We start from the raw sequence: 21,382 nt of genomic DNA on the forward strand, positions 1-21,382 counted from the left end.
TCCTAGTCAAGCACATAAACAGCAGAACATAAAACTTAAAAAATGGACAAAGAAAAACCATCAAAAGCTAGCTTTTGATGGTTCAAATATTAATACTAATTTTATTCAATAATCGGTCAACCTATTTTAGGACGACTCATTTATTTGATTACTACTCTATAAAAAGAGTTCTATATGATCATGCATTACTCAGAATAAAACGAGCTAATCTCTCAAAATACTTCTAGAGATTACAATCTTTTGAATTTCACTAGTGCCTTCATAAATCTGTGTAATTTTGGCATCTCTCATAAGGCGTTCTACATGGTATTCTTTAACAAAACCATTGCCCCCATGAATTTGAACTGCTTCAACGGTATGTTTCATGGCTACTTCAGAAGCATAGAGCTTAGCCATAGCACTAGAACGGTCGTAATTATTTCCAATATCTTTATCATTAGCGGCTTTCATAACCAATAATCTGGCTGCTTCAATTTCAGTATACATGTCTGCTAGTTTAAAGGCAATAGCCTGATGATTGGCTATTTCAGTACCAAAAGCTTTTCGTTCCTTGCTGTATTTTAACGCCAATTCATAAGCGCCTTGAGCAATGCCCAAAGCTTGCGCCGCAATACCAATGCGTCCGCCAGATAAGGTTTTCATCGCAAATCTAAATCCAGACCCATTGGCACCAATTCTGTTTTCTTTTGGGACTTTAACGTCATTAAACTGCAGTGTATGGGTGTCACTACCTCTAATGCCTAGCTTATCTTCTTTAGGCCCAATATCAAATCCTTTCATACCTTTTTCAATAATAAAAGCATTGATACCGTGAGAACCTTTGTCTCTGTCGGTTTGTGCTATCACCAGATAAATTTCAGCACGCCCACCGTTGGTAATCCAATTTTTAGTACCATTTAAAAGGTAATAGTCCCCTTTATCAATGGCTGTGGTTTTTTGTGATGTAGCATCACTTCCTGCTTCGGGTTCACTTAAACAAAACGCTCCAATGCATTCTCCTTTGGCAAGTCGTGTTAAATATTTCTCTTTTTGAGCTTCAGTTCCGTAAGCTTCCAAGCCATAACAAACTAATGAGTTATTTACAGAGACTATGACTGAAGCCGAGGCATCAATTTTAGAAAGCTCTTCCATAATTAGAACATAAGATATAGTGTCCATGCCACTTCCGCCATACTTCGGATCTACCATTACCCCCATGAAACCTAATGCCCCCATTTTTTTTACTAGCTCATCTGGGAATACTTGATTATTATCGCGTTCAATAACACCTGGTAATAATTCGGTTTGCGCAAACTCTCGAGCTGCATTTTTAATCATGATATGTTCTTCAGAAAGCTTAAAATCCATAACTTCAATAAATTACTGATTTAATAAAATTAATAACAAATATAAATATTTGGTACAATATTTTTAACAAATATCTTTATTTTTGTGAATATGATAAAATACAACTATAAAATCATAGGGGTCATGTCGGGAACCTCATTGGATGGTATCGATTTGGTTTATGTTTCTTTTGAATGTAACAACATTTGGGAATTTCAAATTCATCTTGCAGAAACAATTCCGTATAGCAGTCATTGGAAAATGGTTTTGGCAGATTTAACGTTAAGATCCTCAGAGGATTTATATCAAATAGATCGAGATTATACGGACTATTTAGCTTCAGTTATTTGTGATTTTATAAACAGGCATGATATTATTGATATTGATGCTATTTGTTCACATGGGCATACTGCTTTACATCAGCCAGAAAAAAAACTAACCTATCAAATTGGGAATTTACCTCTTTTAGCCACTTTAGTAAACAAAAGAGTGGTATGTGACTTTAGAATTCAAGATGTTATACTAGGTGGACAAGGAGCTCCTTTGGTGCCTATTGGAGATAAGTTCCTTTTTTCTGAATATGATTATTGTATCAATCTTGGTGGGTTTGCTAATATCTCCTCTGAAGTCAATAACAAGCGTATTGCTTATGATATCTGTCCGGTTAATATTGTTCTAAATCATTATGTGAAAAAATTAGGTTTAAATTATGATGATAAAGGACAATTAGCTTCCAAGGGAAACCTTAATTTTGATTTGATAGAAGCGCTAAATACACTAAGTTTTTATGAAAAGTTGCCACCTAAATCCTTAGGATTAGAATGGGTAAAACGCTATGTGATACCCTTGGTTGATTCCTTTAATTTAGAAATAAAAGATGTATTACGCACTTTTGTAGAGCATATAGCTATTCAAATTTCAAAAAGTATTTCAGAAATTCCTAATGGTTCTGTTTTGGTAACTGGTGGAGGGGCCTACAATACTTTTTTAATAGAAAGGGTAAAAGAACTTTCAGGGAATAAAATTATTATTCCTTCAAAAGAGATTATAGAGTTTAAAGAAGCATTAATTTTTGGTTTTTTAGGTGTTTTAAAACTAAGAAACGAAATAAATTGTTTAAAAAGTGTCACTGGAGCATCAAAAAACCATAGTTCTGGAAAAGTTTTTATTCCTTAAAAATAACAGCAAATTAATATTAAAGCTGCCAAGTTTTTTATATTTGTTACTTAATGAAATCAAAAAATGCTTATACAAAATGACTCAACTTTAGTTACAACAAATTCATGATTCTAGTCTCAAATAAGTTGACTTTATGTTGAATTAATGCTGTATAACAAATGAAAGATTTATTAAAACGTTACGAAAACAAAGAACCAGAAATAGTTTTTAATTGGAAAGACTCCAAAACAGATGCAGAGGGATGGGTAGTGATAAACTCTTTACGGGGAGGAGCAGCTGGTGGTGGAACACGCATGAGAAAGGGGTTGGATATGAATGAAGTGTTATCGCTAGCAAAAACTATGGAAATTAAGTTTACAGTTTCAGGACCCGCTATTGGAGGTGCTAAATCAGGTATTAATTTTGATCCCAAAGACCCAAGAAAAGAACAGGTTTTAGAACGTTGGTACTCTGTGGTTTCACCATTACTAAAAAGCTATTATGGTACTGGAGGCGATATGAACGTAGATGAAACTCATGAAGTTATTCCAATTACAGAGCAAAGTGGGGTTTGGCACCCACAGGAAGGCGTTTTTAATGGACACTTCAAACCTACCGAAGCTGATAAAATAAATAGGATTGGTCAGTTACGGCAAGGTGTAATAAAGGTTATTGAAAACCCTATTTACTCACCAGATGTTTCCAGAAAATATACTGTTGCAGATATGATAACCGGTTTTGGTGTTGCTGAAGCCGTAAAGCATTATTACAATATTTATGGCGGTGACATTAAGGGAAAACGAGCTGTAGTTCAGGGGTTTGGAAATGTTGGGGCTGCCGCCGCGTTTTATCTGTCTCAAATGGGAGCTAAAATTGTTGGTATTATTGATATTGCTGGCGCCCTGATAAATGATGAAGGTTTTTCATTTAATGATATAAGTCATTTTTTTCTAAACAAAAAGGGTAATACTTTAGCTGGTGAAAATTTAGTTTCTTTTGAGGAGGCCAATGAAAAAATTTGGGGCTTAAACACAGAAATTTTTGCTCCTTGTGCTGCATCACGTTTAATTACTATTCATCAAATTGATGAAATGATAGATAGCGGATTGGAAGTAGTGTCTTGTGGAGCCAATGTGCCTTTTGCTGATAAAGAGATTTTCTTTGGACCCATTATGGAGCATACAGATTACCGTGTGAGTTTAATTCCAGACTTTATTTCAAACTGTGGAATGGCAAGAGTTTTTGCCTATTTTATGGAACGTAGAGTACAAATGACAGACGAAGCAATTTTTAACGATACATCAAATACAATAAAAAAAGCCATGGAGAAAGTATATAGCAAAAATCCTGCTAAAACAGGATTGAGTGCTACCGCTTTTGAGATAGCGCTTAACCAACTTATTTAAATAAATTTATGGAAGCAGCAATTATTTTAGTTTTTGTAATGGGTTATTTAGCCATTACCCTTGAGCACAGTATAAAAATAGATAAATTAATTCCTGCTCTGGTGATGATGGCCATTTGTTGGGCCTTAATAGCTTTAGGATTAGAGCATTTTTCACAGTGGTTTGATTCTGGAAAGCATGCCCTTTTAGAGAATTTTGGCTTATTGGAGCACGAAGAAAAGGTGCATTTAATGGAGGAAACCCTGTTGCATCATTTAGGGAAGACTTCCGAAATTCTGGTATTCCTTTTAGGCGCTATGACCATTGTTGAAATTATTGACTATTTTGATGGGTTTGCAACCATCAAAGGATTTATTAAAACTAAAAAGAAAACCAAGATTTTATGGATTTTTTCAATCTTAGCATTCATTCTTTCAGCTATTATTGATAATCTTACGGCAACCATCGTACTTATTTCAATCCTTCAAAAAATTGTAAAAGATAGAAATACAAGAATATGGTATGCTGGTTTAATTATCATTGCTGCCAATGCAGGTGGTGCTTGGTCTCCAATTGGCGATGTAACCACTACTATGCTTTGGATAGGTAATAAAGTATCTACTGGAAATTTAATAGCTTATTTATTAATACCGTCGTTCTTCTGTATGGCGGTTCCATCTTTAATAGCTTCCTTTTTGCCAGCTTTTAAAGGTGAATTAGATATTGAAGAGGTAGATGATAAGCCAAAGTCTAGGTTTAGTTCCACCATGCTATATTTAGGATTGGGAGCTATTGTATTTGTGCCAATTTTTAAAATGGTAACACATTTACCTCCTTACGTTGGAATGATGCTTTCTTTAGGTGTAGTAGCAACATTTGCCGAAATTTACAGTAGTTCTAGGTTTACTATGACTATAGTTGATTCACATGAAAGCGATGCGCATGCACATCATAGTCCAGTGCATTATTCATTGTCAAAAATTGAATTACCAAGTATACTATTCTTCTTAGGAATTTTGATGGCTGTAGCCGCTTTGGAATCTTTAGGAATTTTATTTGGGGCAGCTGATTGGTTACGAGAGAGTACTCCGCAATTAGGAACTGAAATTGAGTCAAGAGGTGTGTCAGATTTGGTAGTTATGTTTTTAGGAGTTGGGTCTGCGGTAATAGATAACGTGCCTTTGGTGGCAGCTAGCTTAGGTATGTTTTCAGAACCATTAGACAATCAACTTTGGCACTTCATTGCATTTTCTGCTGGAACGGGCGGAAGTATGTTAATTATTGGGTCTGCTGCAGGAGTAGTTGCTATGGGAATGGAAAAAATAGACTTCTTCTGGTACTTACGCAAAATATCTTGGTTAGCATTCATTGGTTTTGTTATAGGTTCTGCTGCATTTATGGTGATGAGAGCCATTCTTTAGATAAATTTTTGTAATATTTAGCATTTGGTCTAATAATTGTTTGTCTGGTTTTAATCAAAAGCTATTTTTGTTATACTTTAACAAAAAAAGTGACGTTATACAGTTGCAATAAATTGATATTATATGCTAAACCTATTTTTAACCTTACCAAATGCTCAAGAAGGAGCAGAAGCAATAGCTGAAGGAGAATCAGTAGAAAAAACCTTATCTATAATTGAACTAATAACCAGCGGTGGTGCAGCAGGACAAGTTATTATTGCTATCCTGTTCTTGTTATTAATATTTGCTGTTTATATTTATTTTGAAAGGTTATTTGCTATTAAAGCAGCATCAAAGGTTGATTCAAATTTCATGAATCAAATAAAAGACCATGTTAGTAATGGCAAAATAGATTCAGCACAGGTACTATGTGCTCAGGTAAATACACCAGTTTCAAGATTAATAGGAAAAGGTATTACCAGAATTGGTAAACCTCTTGCAGATATTAATACAACCATAGAAAATGCTGGTCGTTTAGAAATTTACGGATTGGAAAAGAACGTTAGTATTCTGGCTACTATTTCGGGTGCAGCTCCCATGATTGGGTTCCTTGGTACGGTTGTTGGAATGATATTGGCAATATTTGAACTGGCCAATGCTGGAGGGTCTATTCAAATGGATGTCTTAGCTGGCGGATTGTATACAGCAATGACCACTACCGTTGGTGGTTTAATTGTGGGTATTGTTGCTTACATTGCTTACAACCATTTAGTGGTTAGAACCGATAAAGTGGTGTATCAAATGGAAGCTAACTCTTTAGAGTTTTTGGATCATTTAAACGAACCTACGTAGTATGAATTTTAGAGGAAGAAATAAAGTTACACCAGAATTCAATATGTCGTCAATGACAGATATTGTATTTCTGTTATTAATTTTTTTCATGATTGCTTCTACTTTGGTGTCTGCAGAGGCTATAGATTTATTGTTGCCTAAGTCGTCTAGTAAAACTACTCAGGTAAAAAACATATCAGTAAGTGTCAACCAAAAGCATCAATATTTTGTAGATATGAAAATGGTACCCAAGAGTCAGCTAGAAGAGACTATTCTCAAGGCTATACAAGGTAGTAGTACATCGTCAATTACGATTAGATCGGATCAAGACGTTGAAATGAAACATGTGGTTTATATCATGGATATTGCTAATAGAAATAGGATTAAATCTACCTTGGCGGTAAAGTCTGCTAATTAAATTCTAGGATTAGAAAATCATTAATAATGAAGTATTTTGAAACAAAACATGAAAAGGATTCGGCAAAAATAACGTTGCTGATTACCTTGATTTTGTTACTAATGATTTTTGTCATGGGACCACAATACATGGATCCGCCAGAAGAATATGGGGTAGCCGTTAACTTCGGGAATTCAAGTGTAGGGCAAGGAAGAATACAGCCAAAAAAGCCAGTTAAGTCTGAACCTAAACAAATAGAGCAACCCCCGCAACCTGAGGCTTCAAAATCAGAACCAACAAAATCTTCCGAAGTAAAAGAAGATATTTTAACCCAAGAGGATGAAGAAGCCATCACTATTCAAAAACAAAAGGAAGCCGAGGCTAAGGCAAAAGCCATTGCAGAAGCTAAGGCAAAGGCAGAAGCTGAACGTATTGCTAAAGAAAAGCGTGAGCAAGAAGAAAAGAAGAAAAAGTTAGACGCCTTGATTGGAGGCGTTAGTAACTCTGAAGGTTCAGAAACAGGAAGTGAAGGTAATGACAATACCCCAGGTGATAAAGGCCAGCTAGATGGGAATCCTTATGCATCAAGTTATTTTGGTGACCCCGGAACTGGTAGTGGTGGTGTTGGTTACGGGCTTAATGGACGTGGAGTGCCTACTCGTGAAATATTTAAACAAGATTGTAACGAATCTGGATTGGTGGTGGTGCAAATAGAAGTTGATAGAAACGGGCGAGTTACAAAGGCTATTCCTGGAGTAAAAGGCACAACCAACAATGCGTCATGTTTACTAGAACCTGCAAAAAAAATAGCACTTTCTCACAAGTGGCGCCCAGATTCTAAAGCGCCTTCAAGACAAATAGGTTTTGTTAGTGTTAACTTTAACTTGGGGCAATAATTCATGAATTATAAAGATACTCTCAATTGGATGTTTTCGCAACTTCCCATGTATCAGCGTCAGGGTAAATCAGCTTACAAAGCAGATTTAAGCAATACGCATTTATTAGTAAACCATTTAAAAAATCCGCATAAAAAGTTTAGGTCTGTTCATGTGGCAGGAACTAATGGAAAAGGTTCTACCAGTCATATGTTAGCCTCCATCTTACAAGAGGCAGGATATAAAGTGGGACTATATACGTCACCTCACTTAAAAGATTTTAGAGAACGTATTAAAATTAATGGGCAAGTAGTTAGTAAACAATTTGTAATTGGTTTTATAAAGCGTAATAAACCTTTTTTTGAAGCACATCAGTTGTCTTTTTTTGAAATGACCGTTGGAATGGCTTTTGATTATTTCGATAAACAAAAAGTTGATATGGCAGTTATTGAAGTTGGTATGGGAGGACGTTTAGATTCTACCAACGTTATTATGCCTGAAGTTTCCGTAATTACCAATATAGGTTTAGATCACACCCAATTTTTAGGAGAGACACTAGAAAAGATTGCGACCGAAAAAGGCGGTATTATTAAACCTAACATACCTGTTGTTATTGGTGAGACCCAAAGTGAAACGAAAGAAGTCTTTAAAGAACTAGCTCAACTAAATAACTCCAAAATTGTATTTGCCGATAAAGAAATTGATGTGGTTTTAGAAAGTGATTTAAAAGGAACTTATCAACCTAAAAATATTAAAACAGCAGTTCAAACTATTCAAGAATTGAGGTTAAAAGGATATCATATTTCCGAAGCACATTTAAAAAAAGGACTATTAAATGTAGTTAAAAACACCAATTTACAAGGACGTTGGCAAGTTTTAGGGTCTCAACCCAAAGTGGTTTGTGATACGGGGCACAATAAAGAGGGACTTAGTTATGTAATGTCTCAAATTTCAAAAGAAACCTTTCAGAAATTACATATTGTTTTTGGTGTGGTAAACGATAAGGATGTCAATTCTATTATTGATTTATTACCAAAAGAAGCCACCTACTATTTATGTAAACCAGAAATTTCTAGAGGGCTACCAGCTAAAGACCTAAAACAGTTTTTTAATGACTATGGATTAAAAGGGGAAGCTTATAACTCTGTAAATAAGGCGTATAAAAAAGCCTTAAAGAACGCTTCATCTGAGGATTTTATTTTTGTAGGAGGGAGTACTTTTGTGGTGGCTGAAATAATTTAAATTTTCTTTAAAAAAGTTTTTGGAATATTAAAAACTAGGTTATATTTGCACACCTATTTATAGGGCGCGTAGCTCAGTTGGTTCAGAGCACTTGGTTTACACCCAAGGGGTCAGGGGTTCGAATCCCTTCGCGCCCACAGAAGCTTCCAGAAATGGGGGCTTTTTTTTTTGAATATGAAATACTTCCTATATATCCTTTATTCTCAAAGTTTAGACAAATATTATGTAGGTTCAACTTCAAGCGTTGTTGATAGGCTATCAAAACATTTATCCAATCATAAAGGGTTTACTTCCAAAGCTAGAGATTGGATAATTAAATATTCAGAAGGTTATACAACTAAGGAGGATGCTTTAAAAAGAGAATTACAAATAAAAAAATGGAAGAGTAGGAAAATGATAGAAAAGTTAATTAATGGAAAGTAATTAGCTCTGATTCAGAGCATCCCGATTTTACATCGGGAGGGTCAGGGGTTTCCCGAAGCTAGTTCGGGACAAGCTGAATCCCTTCGCGCCCACAGAAGCTTCCAGAAATGGGGGCTTTTTTTTTGAATATGAAATACTTCCTATATATCCTTTATTCTCAAAGTTTAGACAAATATTATGTAGGTTCAACTTCAAGCGTTGTTGACAGGCTATCAAAACATTTATCCAATCATAAAGGGTTTACTTCTAAAGCTAAAGATTGGATAATTAAATATACAGAAGGTTATACAACTAAGGAGGATGCTTTAAAAAGAGAATTACAAATAAAAAAATGGAAGATTAGGAAAATGATAGAAAAGTTAATTAATGGAAAGTAATTAGCTCTGATTCAGAGCATCCCAATTTTATATCGAGAGGTCAGGGGTTTCTCGAAGCTAGTTCGGGACAAGCTTAATCCTTTCGCCCACAACAAGTAAATGTCCGATTTGAAAACCCAAGTCGGATTTTTTTTAGATAGTACAATATTCAAGCAAATTGTTTTTCTAAAAACAAAAACTTAAAATGAACCATTGATGGCGTATTGCAATTATACTTGTGGGGTTGGTTTTACTTCAGGATATTCCACTTCACTTATTAAAAAGTTTCTAGAGCTATAATAATTTCTTTTATTCATAATTTTCAGACAATATACATAAGGTAAATCTACTGCTATAAATTTTATTTGTATATTTAATTATCCTCCCAATGTTTACCTGAAGAAAATCCCTAGTTATGGGGATAGTATTAGACTAAAATTTGAACTACATTTAAAAATATTTTCGATAATTATTAATATTAATTACTAAAGTGATGAGCAAAACAATTTATAGAGCTTTCGGTATTAGATACAAACAAAATTATGCAAAGACAAAAGAAGTTGAACTTCCTGGAGGAGGTTCAAATATTTATTTAGAAGAATTAAGTTTTAAATTTTACCATCCAGAGGATCTAAAATTTAAAGGAGTTATAGGAAAGTTAGAGGTGAAAAATGATATGATTATTTTAAGACTTGGATTTCAAGGAGGAGAGTCTGATAAGAGAGAGAAAGCCTTAAAATCTAAGAGGTCTTGGAATCAACTAAACTTAAAGAATGTTTTGAATGAAAAAATAGTTTTAGATAAAAATATTGAAATACAGTTTATTTGGCAAGGATACAACAATAAGGATGAAGTTACGGGTTATATGCCGGAGACAACAGGTAAAAGTATTCTGATTTCTCCATAAAACCTTGAAAAATATTAAAATAAATACTATGTTATTTACAGCAAGCCTCTGTCTTGCTGTTTCCTCTTTTGCCCAGAATAAAGCGTTAAAAGTAGTTGATAGCCTAGTTGAGAATAAACAGATTAAAGAGGCTTATCTATGGTTAGAAAAAGTAGATACCACCAAGTTATCAACTCCAAATAAAGCCAATTATTATTACTTGTTAGCTCAAAATTCACTTCTAGATAATCAAGCCAACAAAGCTTATTTAAACTATTTGAGGTCAAAGAAGTTATACCTTCAAATGGAAGATAATGAAAAGGTAGCAGATATAAATTTAGATCTTGTGGTCTTATTAAACGCAACAGACTTTGAGAACTTAAATTATCAACCTTTTTTAAATGAGTATTTAGACTATGCCAAAAGTAAAGAGGATCCTTTATTATTGGCCAAAGCTAATATGCAGGTAGGTAAGTGTTTTATTAACTCACAACCAGAAAAGACTATTTATTATTTTAAGGAAGCACTTAGGTTTGGCAAACAAACTAAAGACACTTTGCTAAATGCCAAAATTAATCATAATGTAGGGGTGTTATATGCAGAACATACATCGCATTTAGATTCGGCTTTATATCATTATGACATTGCATTTAAAGAGTATAAAAAGCATGATTTAATTGATTATATGTCTTATATCTATAATAATAGGGCTACGGTTTATGAAAAGCAGAAAAAATTTGATTTAGCTATTCAAAATTATCTAAAAGCAGATTCACTTCCTATAAAAGAATTTAGAAAAAAGAACAAACAGCTGTTATATGGTTTTGTGGCAGATGCTTACGAAAAGAATGCTCAGTATGATAAGGCCTTGGAATATTTAAAACTTCATTTAGTCTATAAAGATAGTGTTGGAGAAGATGTGCAAAACACTCAAATATTTGATATACAAACTAAATATGAAACAGAGAAAAAGGAAAAGGAAAATCTAAAACTCAAACAAAATAAATTATGGCTTTTAATAGCTTTAGCCATTGCGTTATTACTACTAACAACAAGCTATTTTGTACTTCGTCATCAAAAGAATAAAAAGAAAATTACTCTTAAAGAAAAAGAAGTGCAACAGGAAAAATTAGAAAAACTTCTTAAAAGTCAGGAGTTACTGAGTATTGACGCTATGATTGAGGGGCAGGAAAAAGAACGCCAACGTATCGCAGACGATTTACACGATAATTTAGGTAGCCTATTAGCCACTTTAAAGCTTCATTTTCATAATTTAAAAGTAAAGCGAGATAGATTAAAAGATGAAGAAGATATGTTATTCAAAAAAACAGATGATCTAATAGAAGAAACCTATCAAAAAGTAAGAGGGATGGCACATGCAAAAAATGCGGGTATTGATGTGAATGAAAGCTTATTACCCGCCGTTAAGAATTTTGCCTCTAAAGTTTCTATAATTAATAAGTTGGTTATAGATGTTATAGATGATGGTATGGATGTAAGGTTAGATAGTGCTTTAGAAATGACATTGTTTAGAATTATACAAGAGTTAATAACAAATATAATTAAGCATGCCAATGCTTCAGAAGCTCAAATACATTTAACACATTATGGTAATGCTTTAAATATTTTAGTAGAAGATGATGGCGTAGGTTTTGATGTTTCTAAAATTGAAAATAAAGAGGGCATGGGCTTGTATTCCATTCAAAAAAGAATAGAACATGTAGATGGAACCGTTACCATAGAATCTATCAAGGAAAAAGGAACCAGTGTCATTATAGATATACCAATAACATGATAAAATTAGCCATTGCCGAAGATCATAACGCCTTAATTGATGGTGTAAAACTTTTTCTTGAATATGAAGATGATATTCAGTTTGTAGGGTTTGCAAACAACGGCAAAGCCCTGTGTGAACTTGTAGATAAAAAGCAACCTAATGTAGTTGTAACCGATATTAGAATGCCTGTTATGAACGGTATTGAGGCTACCAAAAAAATTTTAAAAAAAAATCCAAATATTAAAATTATAGCTTTTACTATGTTTGATCAGGATAAAGCGGTTAATCAAATGATAGAGGCCGGTGCTAAAGGATATATTCTAAAAAATTCAAATCTAAAAGAATTATTATATGCCATAAGGCAGGTTTATAACGGACATATTTATTATGATTCTAATATAAATACCGAGAAAGCATCTATAAAGACTAAAACTAAAGGCATTTTAACTAAACGACAAATAGAGATATTAAAACTTATTGCAGAGGGTAAAACCAATCAAGAAATAGCAGATACCTTATTTATTGGTAAAAGTACCGTAGAGACACATAGAAAAAATATGGTACAAAAATTAAAGCTTAAAGGTACAGGAGGTCTATTACGTTATGCCATGGAAAGTAAATATAAGTTTTAAGAATTTTTTAGTACATCTTAGCAGCACTAACAAAAACAAGGAGTATTTTATTGTTTTAGTTTACAACAACATTCTAGACTTTTTAAAGCTAACAAAATAAATACCCAGAAATGGGTATTGTTTGCTTTCATGTTCAACCTTAAATTTGAAATGCTATTAATTAATTCTTTGGGAGAATTTATGAGTGCCTGTTAGAAAAGACATTTTTAGCAGGCATTCTTTTATTGAAAAACTTTATATAAGTAGTTTCTATAATACTCATTTAAGTATTCCTACAAAATAATTATTTTTTTGTAGATTTAGGCAATTGCTATTAACATGATAATAAAGGATATAAAACTTGCTTACCAAGACATTTTTAAGTCTTATGATAACCCAGCGTTAGAAAAACACATCCATAAAATTATAGAAATGGATGCTTACTGGCCTTACAGCTCTACCTTTTTTTGCATAACTAATACCCAAGATCTAACTTTTGAGTATATAAGTAAAAGCATGACTTCTTGTTTAGGTATTGATGCTAAGAAATTACTAGAAGGAGGCATGAAATATTTTTGGAGCCGAATACACCCAGACGATATTGAACCATGGCTCAAAGCTCTCAACGATCTAATGAATTTTACTCTAGATGCCATATCTGAAGAAGATAGAAAACGTATGAACTACACCTGGAATTACAGATTCAAAAATGCTAAAGAAGAGTATGTTAACGTTATTCAAAACACAACACCTTTAGAGCTAGACAGTAAATTAAAACCAGTTATAGGGCTGGCACATTATACTGTTTTAAATGCTGGTATGAAGCTAGATATTACAGCTACAGCTAAGTTATTAAATGCTAAAAACGAATATGAAACCAAGTATTACAATAACTTCTCGCAAAAATTACTAATAGATGGCTTAAGTAATAGAGAGCGCGATGTTATTAGGTTATTGGTACTTGATTATTCAAGTAAGCAGATTGCTGAAAAGTTTGATATATCGTCTAATACCGTAGATACACACCGACGCAACATTTTAAAAAAGCTTAACATATCTTCTACTGGTGAGCTTGTTGGTATGCTTAAAATGAACAAAAACATCATGTAGCAGGTTTACATTTTGTTGAAATCTTGTTCAGAAAGTTGGTTTGAGTGATTTTTTCTCATCTCGAGCACCGTAGAGAGGAAACAATCGGATTGAGAACTATTAAAAGAGTAAAATTTGTATTCTCGATAGAAATTTCAAAATTCTTCAACCGTAAAATTCACCTGAATTGACAAAATTTTATCAAAATCCAGAACAGTTATACTTTAATAATTGTTTTGGATTGCCAAAAAGTGTGTTTTACCTAATTTACGACTCGTTTCATCGAAAAAAAGGGTGCAATACTCAAATTGAGTATTGCAGCACTAAACAATTAGTACGAAATTTACATTGCTATTAATTAGTTCTTAGGGAGAATTAAAAAAAGAGTTGCGGATTTTTTAGAAATGAAGCAGCTCTTTTTGTTTTATAATGCATGCACCACTCTCTCTAAAGCCATGCCTCTAGAACCTTTTATTAGAAGGGTTGAATTTTTAATTTGAGACATATCAAAATTGGTTTTAAAAGTATCAAACGACTTGAACTTTGAAGCTTTAGTGGTATTTACGCTAGTCTTGAAAAAGTTTTCTCCAATAAAAATAATTTGGTTAATATTTAAATAAGAGGCTAAATTGACTATGTTTTGGTGTTCGGTTTCAGCTTCACCTCCTAATTCAAACATATCACCTAGAATAGCAATTTTAGTTCCTGCTTGTTTTTCAAAGTTGAGCAACGCAGCTTTCATGCTAGTAGGATTGGCATTATAGGCGTCTAAAATAATTTTAATGCTTTCTTTTTTAATAATTTGAGAACGGTTGTTACTTGCAATGTAATTTTCTATAGCGGTTTTAATGTTGGTGTCATCAACTTTAAAATAATTACCAATAGCTATTGCAGCTGCAATATTGCTAAAATTATAAGCGCCAATTAATTGACTTTCAATAACTAAATTGTTGTATTTAGATTTAACATAAGGCTGGGCATCAATTAAAGAAATAGTCACATCAGAATTAGTATTGCCAAAACTATAAGTTTGAGCATGTTTAGTTTTTTCAACCTGAATAGAATCATTAGCATTTACAAAAATGGTTTTCCCTCTAGGGATTAAATGATTATACATTTCGCTTTTACCTTTTATAACACCTTCAATGCCTCCAAAACCCTCTAGATGCGCTTTACCAAAATTAGTAATATATCCATAATCGGGTTTTGCGATATTACATAAGAATTCAATTTCCTTTTGATGGTTGGCTCCCATTTCTATAATACCTATTTCGGTATCTTGATTCATTGAAAGTAAGGTTAAAGGCACGCCAATATGATTGTTTAAATTGCCAGCAGTAGCTGTAGTTTTAAATTTTTTTGATAATACAGCATTTATGAGTTCTTTAGTGGTGGTTTTACCATTACTTCCCGTTAGCGCAATAATTGGAATGTTTAAATAGTCTCTATGAAATGTTGCTAGTTTTTGAAGACTTTCAAGCACATTATCTACTAAAATAATATTAGTACTATTTGCAAAATCCGCTTCATCAACCACAGCGTATTTAGCGCCCTTTTCTATGGCTTGTTCTGCGTATTGATTGCCATTAAAGTTTTCGCCTTTTAAGGCAAAGAACATATCACCAGCGTTAATTTTTCTGGTATCTGTATTTACAGAATTACAGCTTAAATATAGTTTATGTAATTGTTCTATTTTCATGAAATAAATGTATTAAAAAAGTCCTAACAATCTAGTCAGGACTTTTTTAATTTATTATCAAACGGAAGTTTTAATTCTTAGTCTTGTGTTTTCTTTTGGTTTTAGAACCTACGCGAGACATAGCACATCTAAACCCAATATAATCAGTAGCCATATCTTCAGGATAATAGCGTCTTTGTGCTGGGTCTAACCAATATTCTCTGTCTTTCCATGAGCCTCCTTTATAAACTCTTACTTTATCATTGATTAAAGAAGTTCTATTGCTGCTTTTGTCGTATTCTCTGATTAGATTGCCTAAGGAGTCTCTTTCAACGGTGTGTCGAGGTGAGTTATACATTTTTCTAGTATGCGTACCTTGAGCTTCTTCTTCATCATCTCCAAAATTTTCATAATATCTTGATGAACGTCTATCACCATCTCTAAAATTTATATTGTTACTTCTGTCAAAGTTAGTACGTAAATATGTTTCATCTTCATCAACCTTTACTTGTAATATTTCTCCAGGTAAATTTCTGGCAATCAATTTACCAGTTGATAAAGTATCATAAACAATATCTTCAGTAGTTACAATTTTAACAGAACCATCTTCATCAATAGCATTTTTGGTATAAACATTACCTCTATAATAGTTGAAATCGTTAAACTCATCATCTACTATTGGGCGGTAAACATCAGCAACCCATTCTGCCACATTGCCTGCCATATCATATAAACCATAGTCATTTGGGTCATAAGATTTAACAGCGTTAGTAATATCAGCGCCATCATCAGACCAACCGGCAATACCTCCATAGTCACCTTTACCTTGTTTAAAGTTAGCTAATTGATCACCACGTATTCTGCGTTTACCAGCACGGGTATATTGTCCATCCCAAGGATATTTTTTTCTTCCTCTATAAATATTATAGCTTCTTACTTCGCTTAATCCTAAAGCAGCATATTCCCACTCTGCTTCAGTAGGTAGTCTGTATTTTAAAGGTAATATTCCAGATTCTCTTTTGGCATAAATGTTAACAGGGTTACCATCAGCATCTAATTGTGCATTTCTGGTGTTTCTTCCTCCGTCAGGATTGATAACTTCTTCATTGCCACCGTAGGTTAAAGTAGGAGCATTAATATAGGTGTCTATGTCGAATGTAGCATCTGCAGATACATCTGTTAAATGCGCTCCTCTTTTAGCATACCCCTCTTTTTGTAGAGCCATTTCACCAACACGGTTAGATCTCCAATTAGCAAACTCAACAGCTTGAATCCAGCTTACACCAACTACAGGATATTCAGCATAACCTGGATGACGTAAATAGTTTTCGGTCATAATTTCATTAAAACCTAAACGATTTCTCCAAACAAGAGTATCAGGTAAAGCACCATGATAAATAGCTCTGAAGTTTTCATCAGTAGGTGGATACACTCTTTTAATCCAATCTAAGTACTCTAAGTACATAACATTGGTTACCTCGGTTTCATCCATGTAAAAAGATTGTACATGCTGTTGATTTGGAGTGTTGTTCCAATCATGCATCACATCATCCTGAACTTTACCCATGGTAAAGGTGCCACCTTCAATAAATACTAATCCAGGAGAAGTTTCTTGTTCTTCAAATCTAGTATTGTATTGAAAACCACCCTCTCTATCGTTTATTTGCCATCCAGTAGCCCTAGATGTATTTTTAGAACTAGAGGACTTTTTACTACAACTTAATGCGGCCAAAGACAAGGCTAAAATAAACAGTGTCTTTAAAGTTGTTACTTTTCTCATATCCATATCTTTAAGTAAGCTAATATTATTTTGGTGCTGCAATATAAGAATTAAACCCAATAACGCAAGCTAAATTTTACATTTTAACCAAAAAAAAGTGTATTTCATCTTATTTTTAATGTATTTCATCGATGATTTTATTGTTTTTTGGTGCTCCATTGTGATGTATAAACGTACATTTTACTAAATTATTATTGTATTTTTACTGCGACTTTTAAAATTATTATTTTTTTTAATAATAAGATATTCATAAGGGCGTTATTTTAGCAATGAAAAAGAAATACTTATTAGTTTTTTTAATTACTTCAATGTTTGGCTTTTCCCAACAAAAGCAATACAATTTAGATTGGGATGGTGTAAAAACCATTTCAGGAAGCAACTTTAAACTTGAAATCCCATCATTTAATACCCATCATTTTAGTTATAGTTTTGATGAAGGTTTACTGTTTACAGATCAATGGGAAGCAAATGGAATGATTAATGAAACTTCTGCTTCTGTTAGCAATGTATCCTATGAAACAATTTCAAAGAATGAATTGAAAGATATAGATTTAACTACAATTCCAAATAATCTTGAATATGATTTAAAAAATTCAATAGGAAGAAATAAGACGTTTGCTTTTTTTCAACTTTCCCCTATAATTAAGGATGCTAGTGGAAATTATAAAAAAGTCACCTCGTTTCAATTAAATTATAGCTCTGGTTTTGGTTCAAAAGTTAGGTTAAATAGAAAAGGATTTAATGCTTCAAAAGTTATTACTAACTCGGTTTTGAATTCTGGTGAGTGGTACCGGTTTTATGTTGATACAACTGGAGTTTTTAAATTGTCAAAGGCTTTTTTACAGCGTTTAGGAGTAAATGTTAATAGCGTAGATCCTAGAAATATTAAGGTATATGGTAATGGCGGACGAATGATTCCTTATGCTAATTCAGAGCCCTATCCATTTGACATCATGGAGAATGCCATCAAGTTTGTTGGTGAAGCTGATGGGGTTTTTGATAACGATGATTATATTTTATTCTATGCTCAAGGGCCAAAGGAGTATAATCAGGAGAGTAATACCCATATTAATTGTTATACCGATAAAACCTATTATTTTATTAATATAGGCCCTGGACAAGGGAAAAGAATCCAGCCTTTTAGTCAACCTAATGGAGCTATTGATATGCAAATCAATAATTATGATGATTATCAATTTTATGAAGTTGACCAGCATAACATTGCTTTTTTAGGCAGACGATGGTTTGGAGACAGGTTTGATATTGATACTCAAAAAACATTTGAATTTCAAATGCCAGATTTAGTGACTTCACAACCTATTAGCTTGAGAGTATATGTAGCAGCGGTTTCGTCAACTGCTTCTTCTATGGGAGTTTCTGTGAATGGAAATAATGTAGCACTACTAAATATGTTTGGAGCTTCAGGTTCAATTTTGGGTAGTGGTAATTCTTACAATGGTGCTGTAAATGTTAGTGCTCCAACTATTACTGTTAGTTTGGATTATAACAACCAAGGAAACCCTAGTGCCTTGGCATATTTAGATTATATCTCTGTTGAAGGAAAAAGAGCGTTGAGGTTTGATGGTAACCAATTTCAATTTAAAAATAATGATGTTCTTACTGCTTCAGGTATTGGGCAATACAATATTACAAATGCTTCAGGAATTTCTGAAATATGGGATGTTACAGATATTTATAATGTAACTAATTATTTAAATCAAGATTCAGTTAATAATCTTAGTTTTACTTCTTTATTAGGAAGCTTAAAAAAGTATGTGGTTGTAACTCCTCAAGACTACTTTGAGCCTAAATTTGATGCCAAAACTACCATCTCTAATCAAAATATAAAGGGAACTATTTTTCAAGATAGTCAAGGAAATTTTAAAGACGTTGATTATATCATTGTATCTCCCAATAATATGCTTAGTCAAGCTGAAAGGTTGGCAGAAATAAACAGAGAGCAGTACAATTTGAATGTAAAGGTTTTAGGGTTAGATGAAATCTATAACGAATTTAGTACAGGTAATCAAGATGTAGGAGCTATTAGAAATATGGTTAAGTATGTGTATGACAATGCCAGTAGTACCGAAAATAGGATTAAGTACTTGTGTTTGTTTGGTGATGGTTCTTTTGATTATAAAGATAGAATACAAAATAACACTAATATAGTCCCATCCTGGTACTCTTACAACAGTTTTAATCTAACAAGTTCGTTTGTTTCAGATGACTTTTATGGTATGATGGATGATAATGAAGGTACTATGTCTACAAACAATAGGTTAGACATTGCAGTTGGTAGAATTTTAGCCGATACCCCTCAGCGAGCTAAAGAGATGGTAGATAAAATAGAGTCTTATTATACGAAAGAATCTTTAGGTGGCTGGCGCAATAATTTTGTTGTGGTGTCAGATGACGTTGATCAAGATTGGGAGGGACTCCTGCAAGAAACCACCGATAATGTAGGCAATTTGGTAACACAAGAGAAGCCCTTCATTAATGTTGTGAAAATACATAGCGACGCTTTTCAGCAAGAAACTTCGGCTGGAGGTGATAGGTATCCACAGGTTAATAATGAATTTGTAAATGCAGTTGATAATGGAGCCTTGGTTGTAAATTACTTTGGGCATGGAGGTGAAGATGGACTTGCTCAAGAGCGTATTTTGTCAAAAACTGATGTAAATGGACTTCGTAATTTCTGTAAGCTTAACTGTTTTGTTACAGTAACCTGTGAATTTACAAAGTTTGATAATCCCTTCAGGGAAACAGCAGGTGAGTTTACTTATTGGAATAAACAAGCAGGGGCCATTGGACTTATTACAACCACGAGACAAATTTTTGTGAATTTTGCTATTACGTTCAATAATATTCTTGGACAATATCTGTTTTCATATAGTGATAATGACACCTATAGTGATTACGAATACCCAACCATGGCAGAAGCGTTAAGACTAGTAAAAAATGACCCGTCTATTTCAAATAATAGTCAAAGACGATTGATTTTCTATATTGGGGATCCGGCCATGAAATTGGCTTTTCCAAAACCCAATATTCGCTTAACAAGAATTAATGATGTTCCTGTTACTCAAGCAACAGATACTTTAAAGGCGTTAAGTAAAGTTAAACTAGCTGGAGAAGTTCTAGATGCTTCAGGTAATTTATTATCTAATTACAACGGAACGGTTTTAACCACTATTTATGATAAACCCATAAATAGGGAGACTTTAGCCAATGATGGTACTCGTTTAAATGGAGAGCTAGTAAAACTTAATTTTACAACTCTAGGTGAAATTATTTTTAGAGGACAAGCATCTGTTACAAACGGTAATTTTGAATTTGACTTTGTAGTACCAAAAGATATTGGCATTCCAGTTGATTATGGTAGAGTGAGTTTTTATTCAAAAAATGAAGCGCTCACCGAAGATCAAGCTGGAGCAACTAATAATACTATAAGAATAGGTGGTGTTAATGAAAACGCAGAGGAGGATAATATTGGTCCTGTCATTACTTTATACATGAACGATGAAAATTTTGTGTCTGGAGGAATTACTAATGAATCCCCTACGTTATTAGCTAAATTAGAAGATTCTAATGGCATAAATACAGCTAGTGGTATTGGGCATGATATTGTAGCTATTATTGACGGCGATGAAACCAATCCAATCATCCTTAATGATTACTATCAAACAGAAATTGATAATTATCAGAAAGGGGTAGTGAGTTTCCCTTTTAGAGATTTGAAACCAGGACTGCACACCTTAACTTTAAAAGCTTGGGATGTTTATAATAATTCGTCTATTGCAGAAATTCAATTCATTGTTCATGATCAAGACCAAGAGTTAGTCATTAATAATGTGCTTAACTACCCAAATCCGTTCGTAAATTATACAGAATTTTGGTTTAATCACAATAGTTCGGAGGCTTTGGACGTTTCTATACAGATATTCACCGTATCAGGTAAACTGGTAAGAACCATAAATGGACAAACATCCGGAGGTTTTAAATCTACCAGTTCTTTATCTAGAGATTTGGTGTGGGATGGAAGAGATGATTTTGGCGACAAAATAGGAAAAGGTGTTTATATTTATAAACTCACCGTACGTTCGCCTATGTTAAATAAGAAAGTAGAGAAGATAGAAAAACTTGTAATTCTATAGTTTTTTATGTGATT

Annotated in this window: 17 protein-coding genes and 1 tRNA gene; 15 read left to right on the forward strand and 3 right to left on the reverse strand. The window is 33.3% G+C overall.

The annotated features are described in order from the left end of the window. Nucleotides 1-204 precede the first annotated feature (204 nt). Nucleotides 205-1,347 carry an acyl-CoA dehydrogenase gene (locus tag E1J38_RS11730; protein ID WP_133357043.1) on the reverse strand — a complete coding sequence of 381 codons (1,143 nt, stop codon included), beginning with the start codon at nt 1,345-1,347 and terminating at the stop codon, nt 205-207. 90 nt (nt 1,348-1,437) lie between these two features. On the opposite strand from E1J38_RS11730, the gene E1J38_RS11735 reads away from it, so the two are divergent. From E1J38_RS11735 to E1J38_RS11800, 14 genes are all read left to right on the forward strand, one after another. Beyond that, nucleotides 1,438-2,502, forward strand: a complete 1,065-nt coding sequence (locus tag E1J38_RS11735) for an anhydro-N-acetylmuramic acid kinase (RefSeq protein ID WP_133357044.1) — start codon at nt 1,438-1,440, stop codon at nt 2,500-2,502. 161 nt (nt 2,503-2,663) lie between these two features. Next, on the forward strand, nt 2,664-3,890 hold the full coding sequence (locus E1J38_RS11740; protein ID WP_133357045.1) for a Glu/Leu/Phe/Val dehydrogenase dimerization domain-containing protein: 1,227 nt from the start codon (nt 2,664-2,666) through the stop codon (nt 3,888-3,890). A gap of 8 nt (nt 3,891-3,898) precedes the next feature. Next, nucleotides 3,899-5,290, forward strand: coding sequence for a sodium:proton antiporter NhaD (nhaD, locus tag E1J38_RS11745; RefSeq protein WP_133357046.1), 1,392 nt, complete (start codon nt 3,899-3,901; stop codon nt 5,288-5,290). A 123-nt stretch (nt 5,291-5,413) separates the two neighbouring features. Next, nucleotides 5,414-6,121 (forward strand): MotA/TolQ/ExbB proton channel family protein, encoded by a 708-nt coding sequence (locus tag E1J38_RS11750; protein ID WP_186525863.1) that lies wholly within the window; start codon nt 5,414-5,416, stop codon nt 6,119-6,121. A gap of 1 nt (nt 6,122) precedes the next feature. Next, a complete protein-coding gene (locus tag E1J38_RS11755; RefSeq protein ID WP_133357047.1) occupies nt 6,123-6,518 on the forward strand; it encodes an ExbD/TolR family protein in 396 nt (131 codons plus the stop codon). Between the two features lie 26 nt (nt 6,519-6,544). After that, a complete protein-coding gene (locus E1J38_RS11760) occupies nt 6,545-7,393 on the forward strand; it encodes an energy transducer TonB (protein ID WP_133357048.1) in 849 nt (282 codons plus the stop codon). Between the two features lie 3 nt (nt 7,394-7,396). Continuing rightward, entirely contained in the window at nt 7,397-8,614 is a 1,218-nt protein-coding gene (locus E1J38_RS11765) for a bifunctional folylpolyglutamate synthase/dihydrofolate synthase (RefSeq protein WP_133357049.1), read from the forward strand. A gap of 62 nt (nt 8,615-8,676) precedes the next feature. Further along, nucleotides 8,677-8,751, forward strand: a tRNA-Val gene (locus E1J38_RS11770). A gap of 37 nt (nt 8,752-8,788) precedes the next feature. Further along, a complete protein-coding gene (locus tag E1J38_RS11775; protein WP_133357050.1) occupies nt 8,789-9,037 on the forward strand; it encodes a GIY-YIG nuclease family protein in 249 nt (82 codons plus the stop codon). Between the two features lie 128 nt (nt 9,038-9,165). Continuing rightward, nucleotides 9,166-9,414, forward strand: coding sequence for a GIY-YIG nuclease family protein (locus E1J38_RS11780; protein ID WP_133357051.1), 249 nt, complete (start codon nt 9,166-9,168; stop codon nt 9,412-9,414). Between the two features lie 472 nt (nt 9,415-9,886). Next, entirely contained in the window at nt 9,887-10,300 is a 414-nt protein-coding gene (locus E1J38_RS11785; RefSeq protein ID WP_133357052.1) for a hypothetical protein, read from the forward strand. Between the two features lie 28 nt (nt 10,301-10,328). After that, a complete protein-coding gene (locus E1J38_RS11790) occupies nt 10,329-12,074 on the forward strand; it encodes an ATP-binding protein (RefSeq protein ID WP_133357053.1) in 1,746 nt (581 codons plus the stop codon). Further along, the gene (locus E1J38_RS11795) at nt 12,071-12,688 is read left to right on the forward strand and encodes a response regulator (RefSeq protein ID WP_133357054.1); all 618 of its coding nucleotides are present in this window, start codon (nt 12,071-12,073) and stop codon (nt 12,686-12,688) included. Before E1J38_RS11790 ends, E1J38_RS11795 begins: the two co-directional genes overlap by 4 nt. Before the next feature lie 318 nt (nt 12,689-13,006). After that, nucleotides 13,007-13,777, forward strand: coding sequence for a helix-turn-helix domain-containing protein (locus E1J38_RS11800; RefSeq protein WP_133357055.1), 771 nt, complete (start codon nt 13,007-13,009; stop codon nt 13,775-13,777). A 403-nt stretch (nt 13,778-14,180) separates the two neighbouring features. On the opposite strand, the gene E1J38_RS11805 is transcribed toward E1J38_RS11800, so the two are convergent. Both E1J38_RS11805 and gldJ read right to left on the reverse strand, forming a co-directional pair. Continuing rightward, complete coding sequence (locus tag E1J38_RS11805; RefSeq protein ID WP_133357056.1) at nt 14,181-15,455, reverse strand: UDP-N-acetylmuramoyl-tripeptide--D-alanyl-D-alanine ligase; 1,275 nt, start codon at nt 15,453-15,455, stop codon at nt 14,181-14,183. A 70-nt stretch (nt 15,456-15,525) separates the two neighbouring features. Then, complete coding sequence (gene gldJ, locus E1J38_RS11810) at nt 15,526-17,220, reverse strand: gliding motility lipoprotein GldJ (RefSeq protein ID WP_133357057.1); 1,695 nt, start codon at nt 17,218-17,220, stop codon at nt 15,526-15,528. 263 nt (nt 17,221-17,483) lie between these two features. Between gldJ and porU the strand changes: the two genes are divergently transcribed. After that, the gene (porU, locus tag E1J38_RS11815) at nt 17,484-21,368 is read left to right on the forward strand and encodes a type IX secretion system sortase PorU (RefSeq protein WP_133357058.1); all 3,885 of its coding nucleotides are present in this window, start codon (nt 17,484-17,486) and stop codon (nt 21,366-21,368) included. The last annotated feature ends 14 nt before the right edge of the window (nt 21,369-21,382 follow it).

Origin of the sequence: Seonamhaeicola sediminis, from assembly GCF_004358095.2 — a bacterium.
Lineage (GTDB): Bacteria > Bacteroidota > Bacteroidia > Flavobacteriales > Flavobacteriaceae > Seonamhaeicola > Seonamhaeicola sediminis.

What these genes read in the sequence shown, in the direction of transcription:
- E1J38_RS11730 (WP_133357043.1), bottom strand. Translation starts at nt 1,347, where the DNA reads ATGGATTTTAAGCTTTCTGAAGAACATATCATGATTAAAAATGCAGCT.
- E1J38_RS11735 (WP_133357044.1), top strand. Translation starts at nt 1,438, where the DNA reads ATGATAAAATACAACTATAAAATCATAGGGGTCATGTCGGGAACCTCA.
- E1J38_RS11740 (WP_133357045.1), top strand. Translation starts at nt 2,664, where the DNA reads ATGAAAGATTTATTAAAACGTTACGAAAACAAAGAACCAGAAATAGTT.
- nhaD (WP_133357046.1), top strand. Translation starts at nt 3,899, where the DNA reads ATGGAAGCAGCAATTATTTTAGTTTTTGTAATGGGTTATTTAGCCATT.
- E1J38_RS11750 (WP_186525863.1), top strand. Translation starts at nt 5,414, where the DNA reads ATGCTAAACCTATTTTTAACCTTACCAAATGCTCAAGAAGGAGCAGAA.
- E1J38_RS11755 (WP_133357047.1), top strand. Translation starts at nt 6,123, where the DNA reads ATGAATTTTAGAGGAAGAAATAAAGTTACACCAGAATTCAATATGTCG.
- E1J38_RS11760 (WP_133357048.1), top strand. Translation starts at nt 6,545, where the DNA reads ATGAAGTATTTTGAAACAAAACATGAAAAGGATTCGGCAAAAATAACG.
- E1J38_RS11765 (WP_133357049.1), top strand. Translation starts at nt 7,397, where the DNA reads ATGAATTATAAAGATACTCTCAATTGGATGTTTTCGCAACTTCCCATG.
- E1J38_RS11775 (WP_133357050.1), top strand. Translation starts at nt 8,789, where the DNA reads ATGAAATACTTCCTATATATCCTTTATTCTCAAAGTTTAGACAAATAT.
- E1J38_RS11780 (WP_133357051.1), top strand. Translation starts at nt 9,166, where the DNA reads ATGAAATACTTCCTATATATCCTTTATTCTCAAAGTTTAGACAAATAT.
- E1J38_RS11785 (WP_133357052.1), top strand. Translation starts at nt 9,887, where the DNA reads ATGAGCAAAACAATTTATAGAGCTTTCGGTATTAGATACAAACAAAAT.
- E1J38_RS11790 (WP_133357053.1), top strand. Translation starts at nt 10,329, where the DNA reads ATGTTATTTACAGCAAGCCTCTGTCTTGCTGTTTCCTCTTTTGCCCAG.
- E1J38_RS11795 (WP_133357054.1), top strand. Translation starts at nt 12,071, where the DNA reads ATGATAAAATTAGCCATTGCCGAAGATCATAACGCCTTAATTGATGGT.
- E1J38_RS11800 (WP_133357055.1), top strand. Translation starts at nt 13,007, where the DNA reads ATGATAATAAAGGATATAAAACTTGCTTACCAAGACATTTTTAAGTCT.
- E1J38_RS11805 (WP_133357056.1), bottom strand. Translation starts at nt 15,455, where the DNA reads ATGAAAATAGAACAATTACATAAACTATATTTAAGCTGTAATTCTGTA.
- gldJ (WP_133357057.1), bottom strand. Translation starts at nt 17,220, where the DNA reads ATGGATATGAGAAAAGTAACAACTTTAAAGACACTGTTTATTTTAGCC.
- porU (WP_133357058.1), top strand. Translation starts at nt 17,484, where the DNA reads ATGAAAAAGAAATACTTATTAGTTTTTTTAATTACTTCAATGTTTGGC.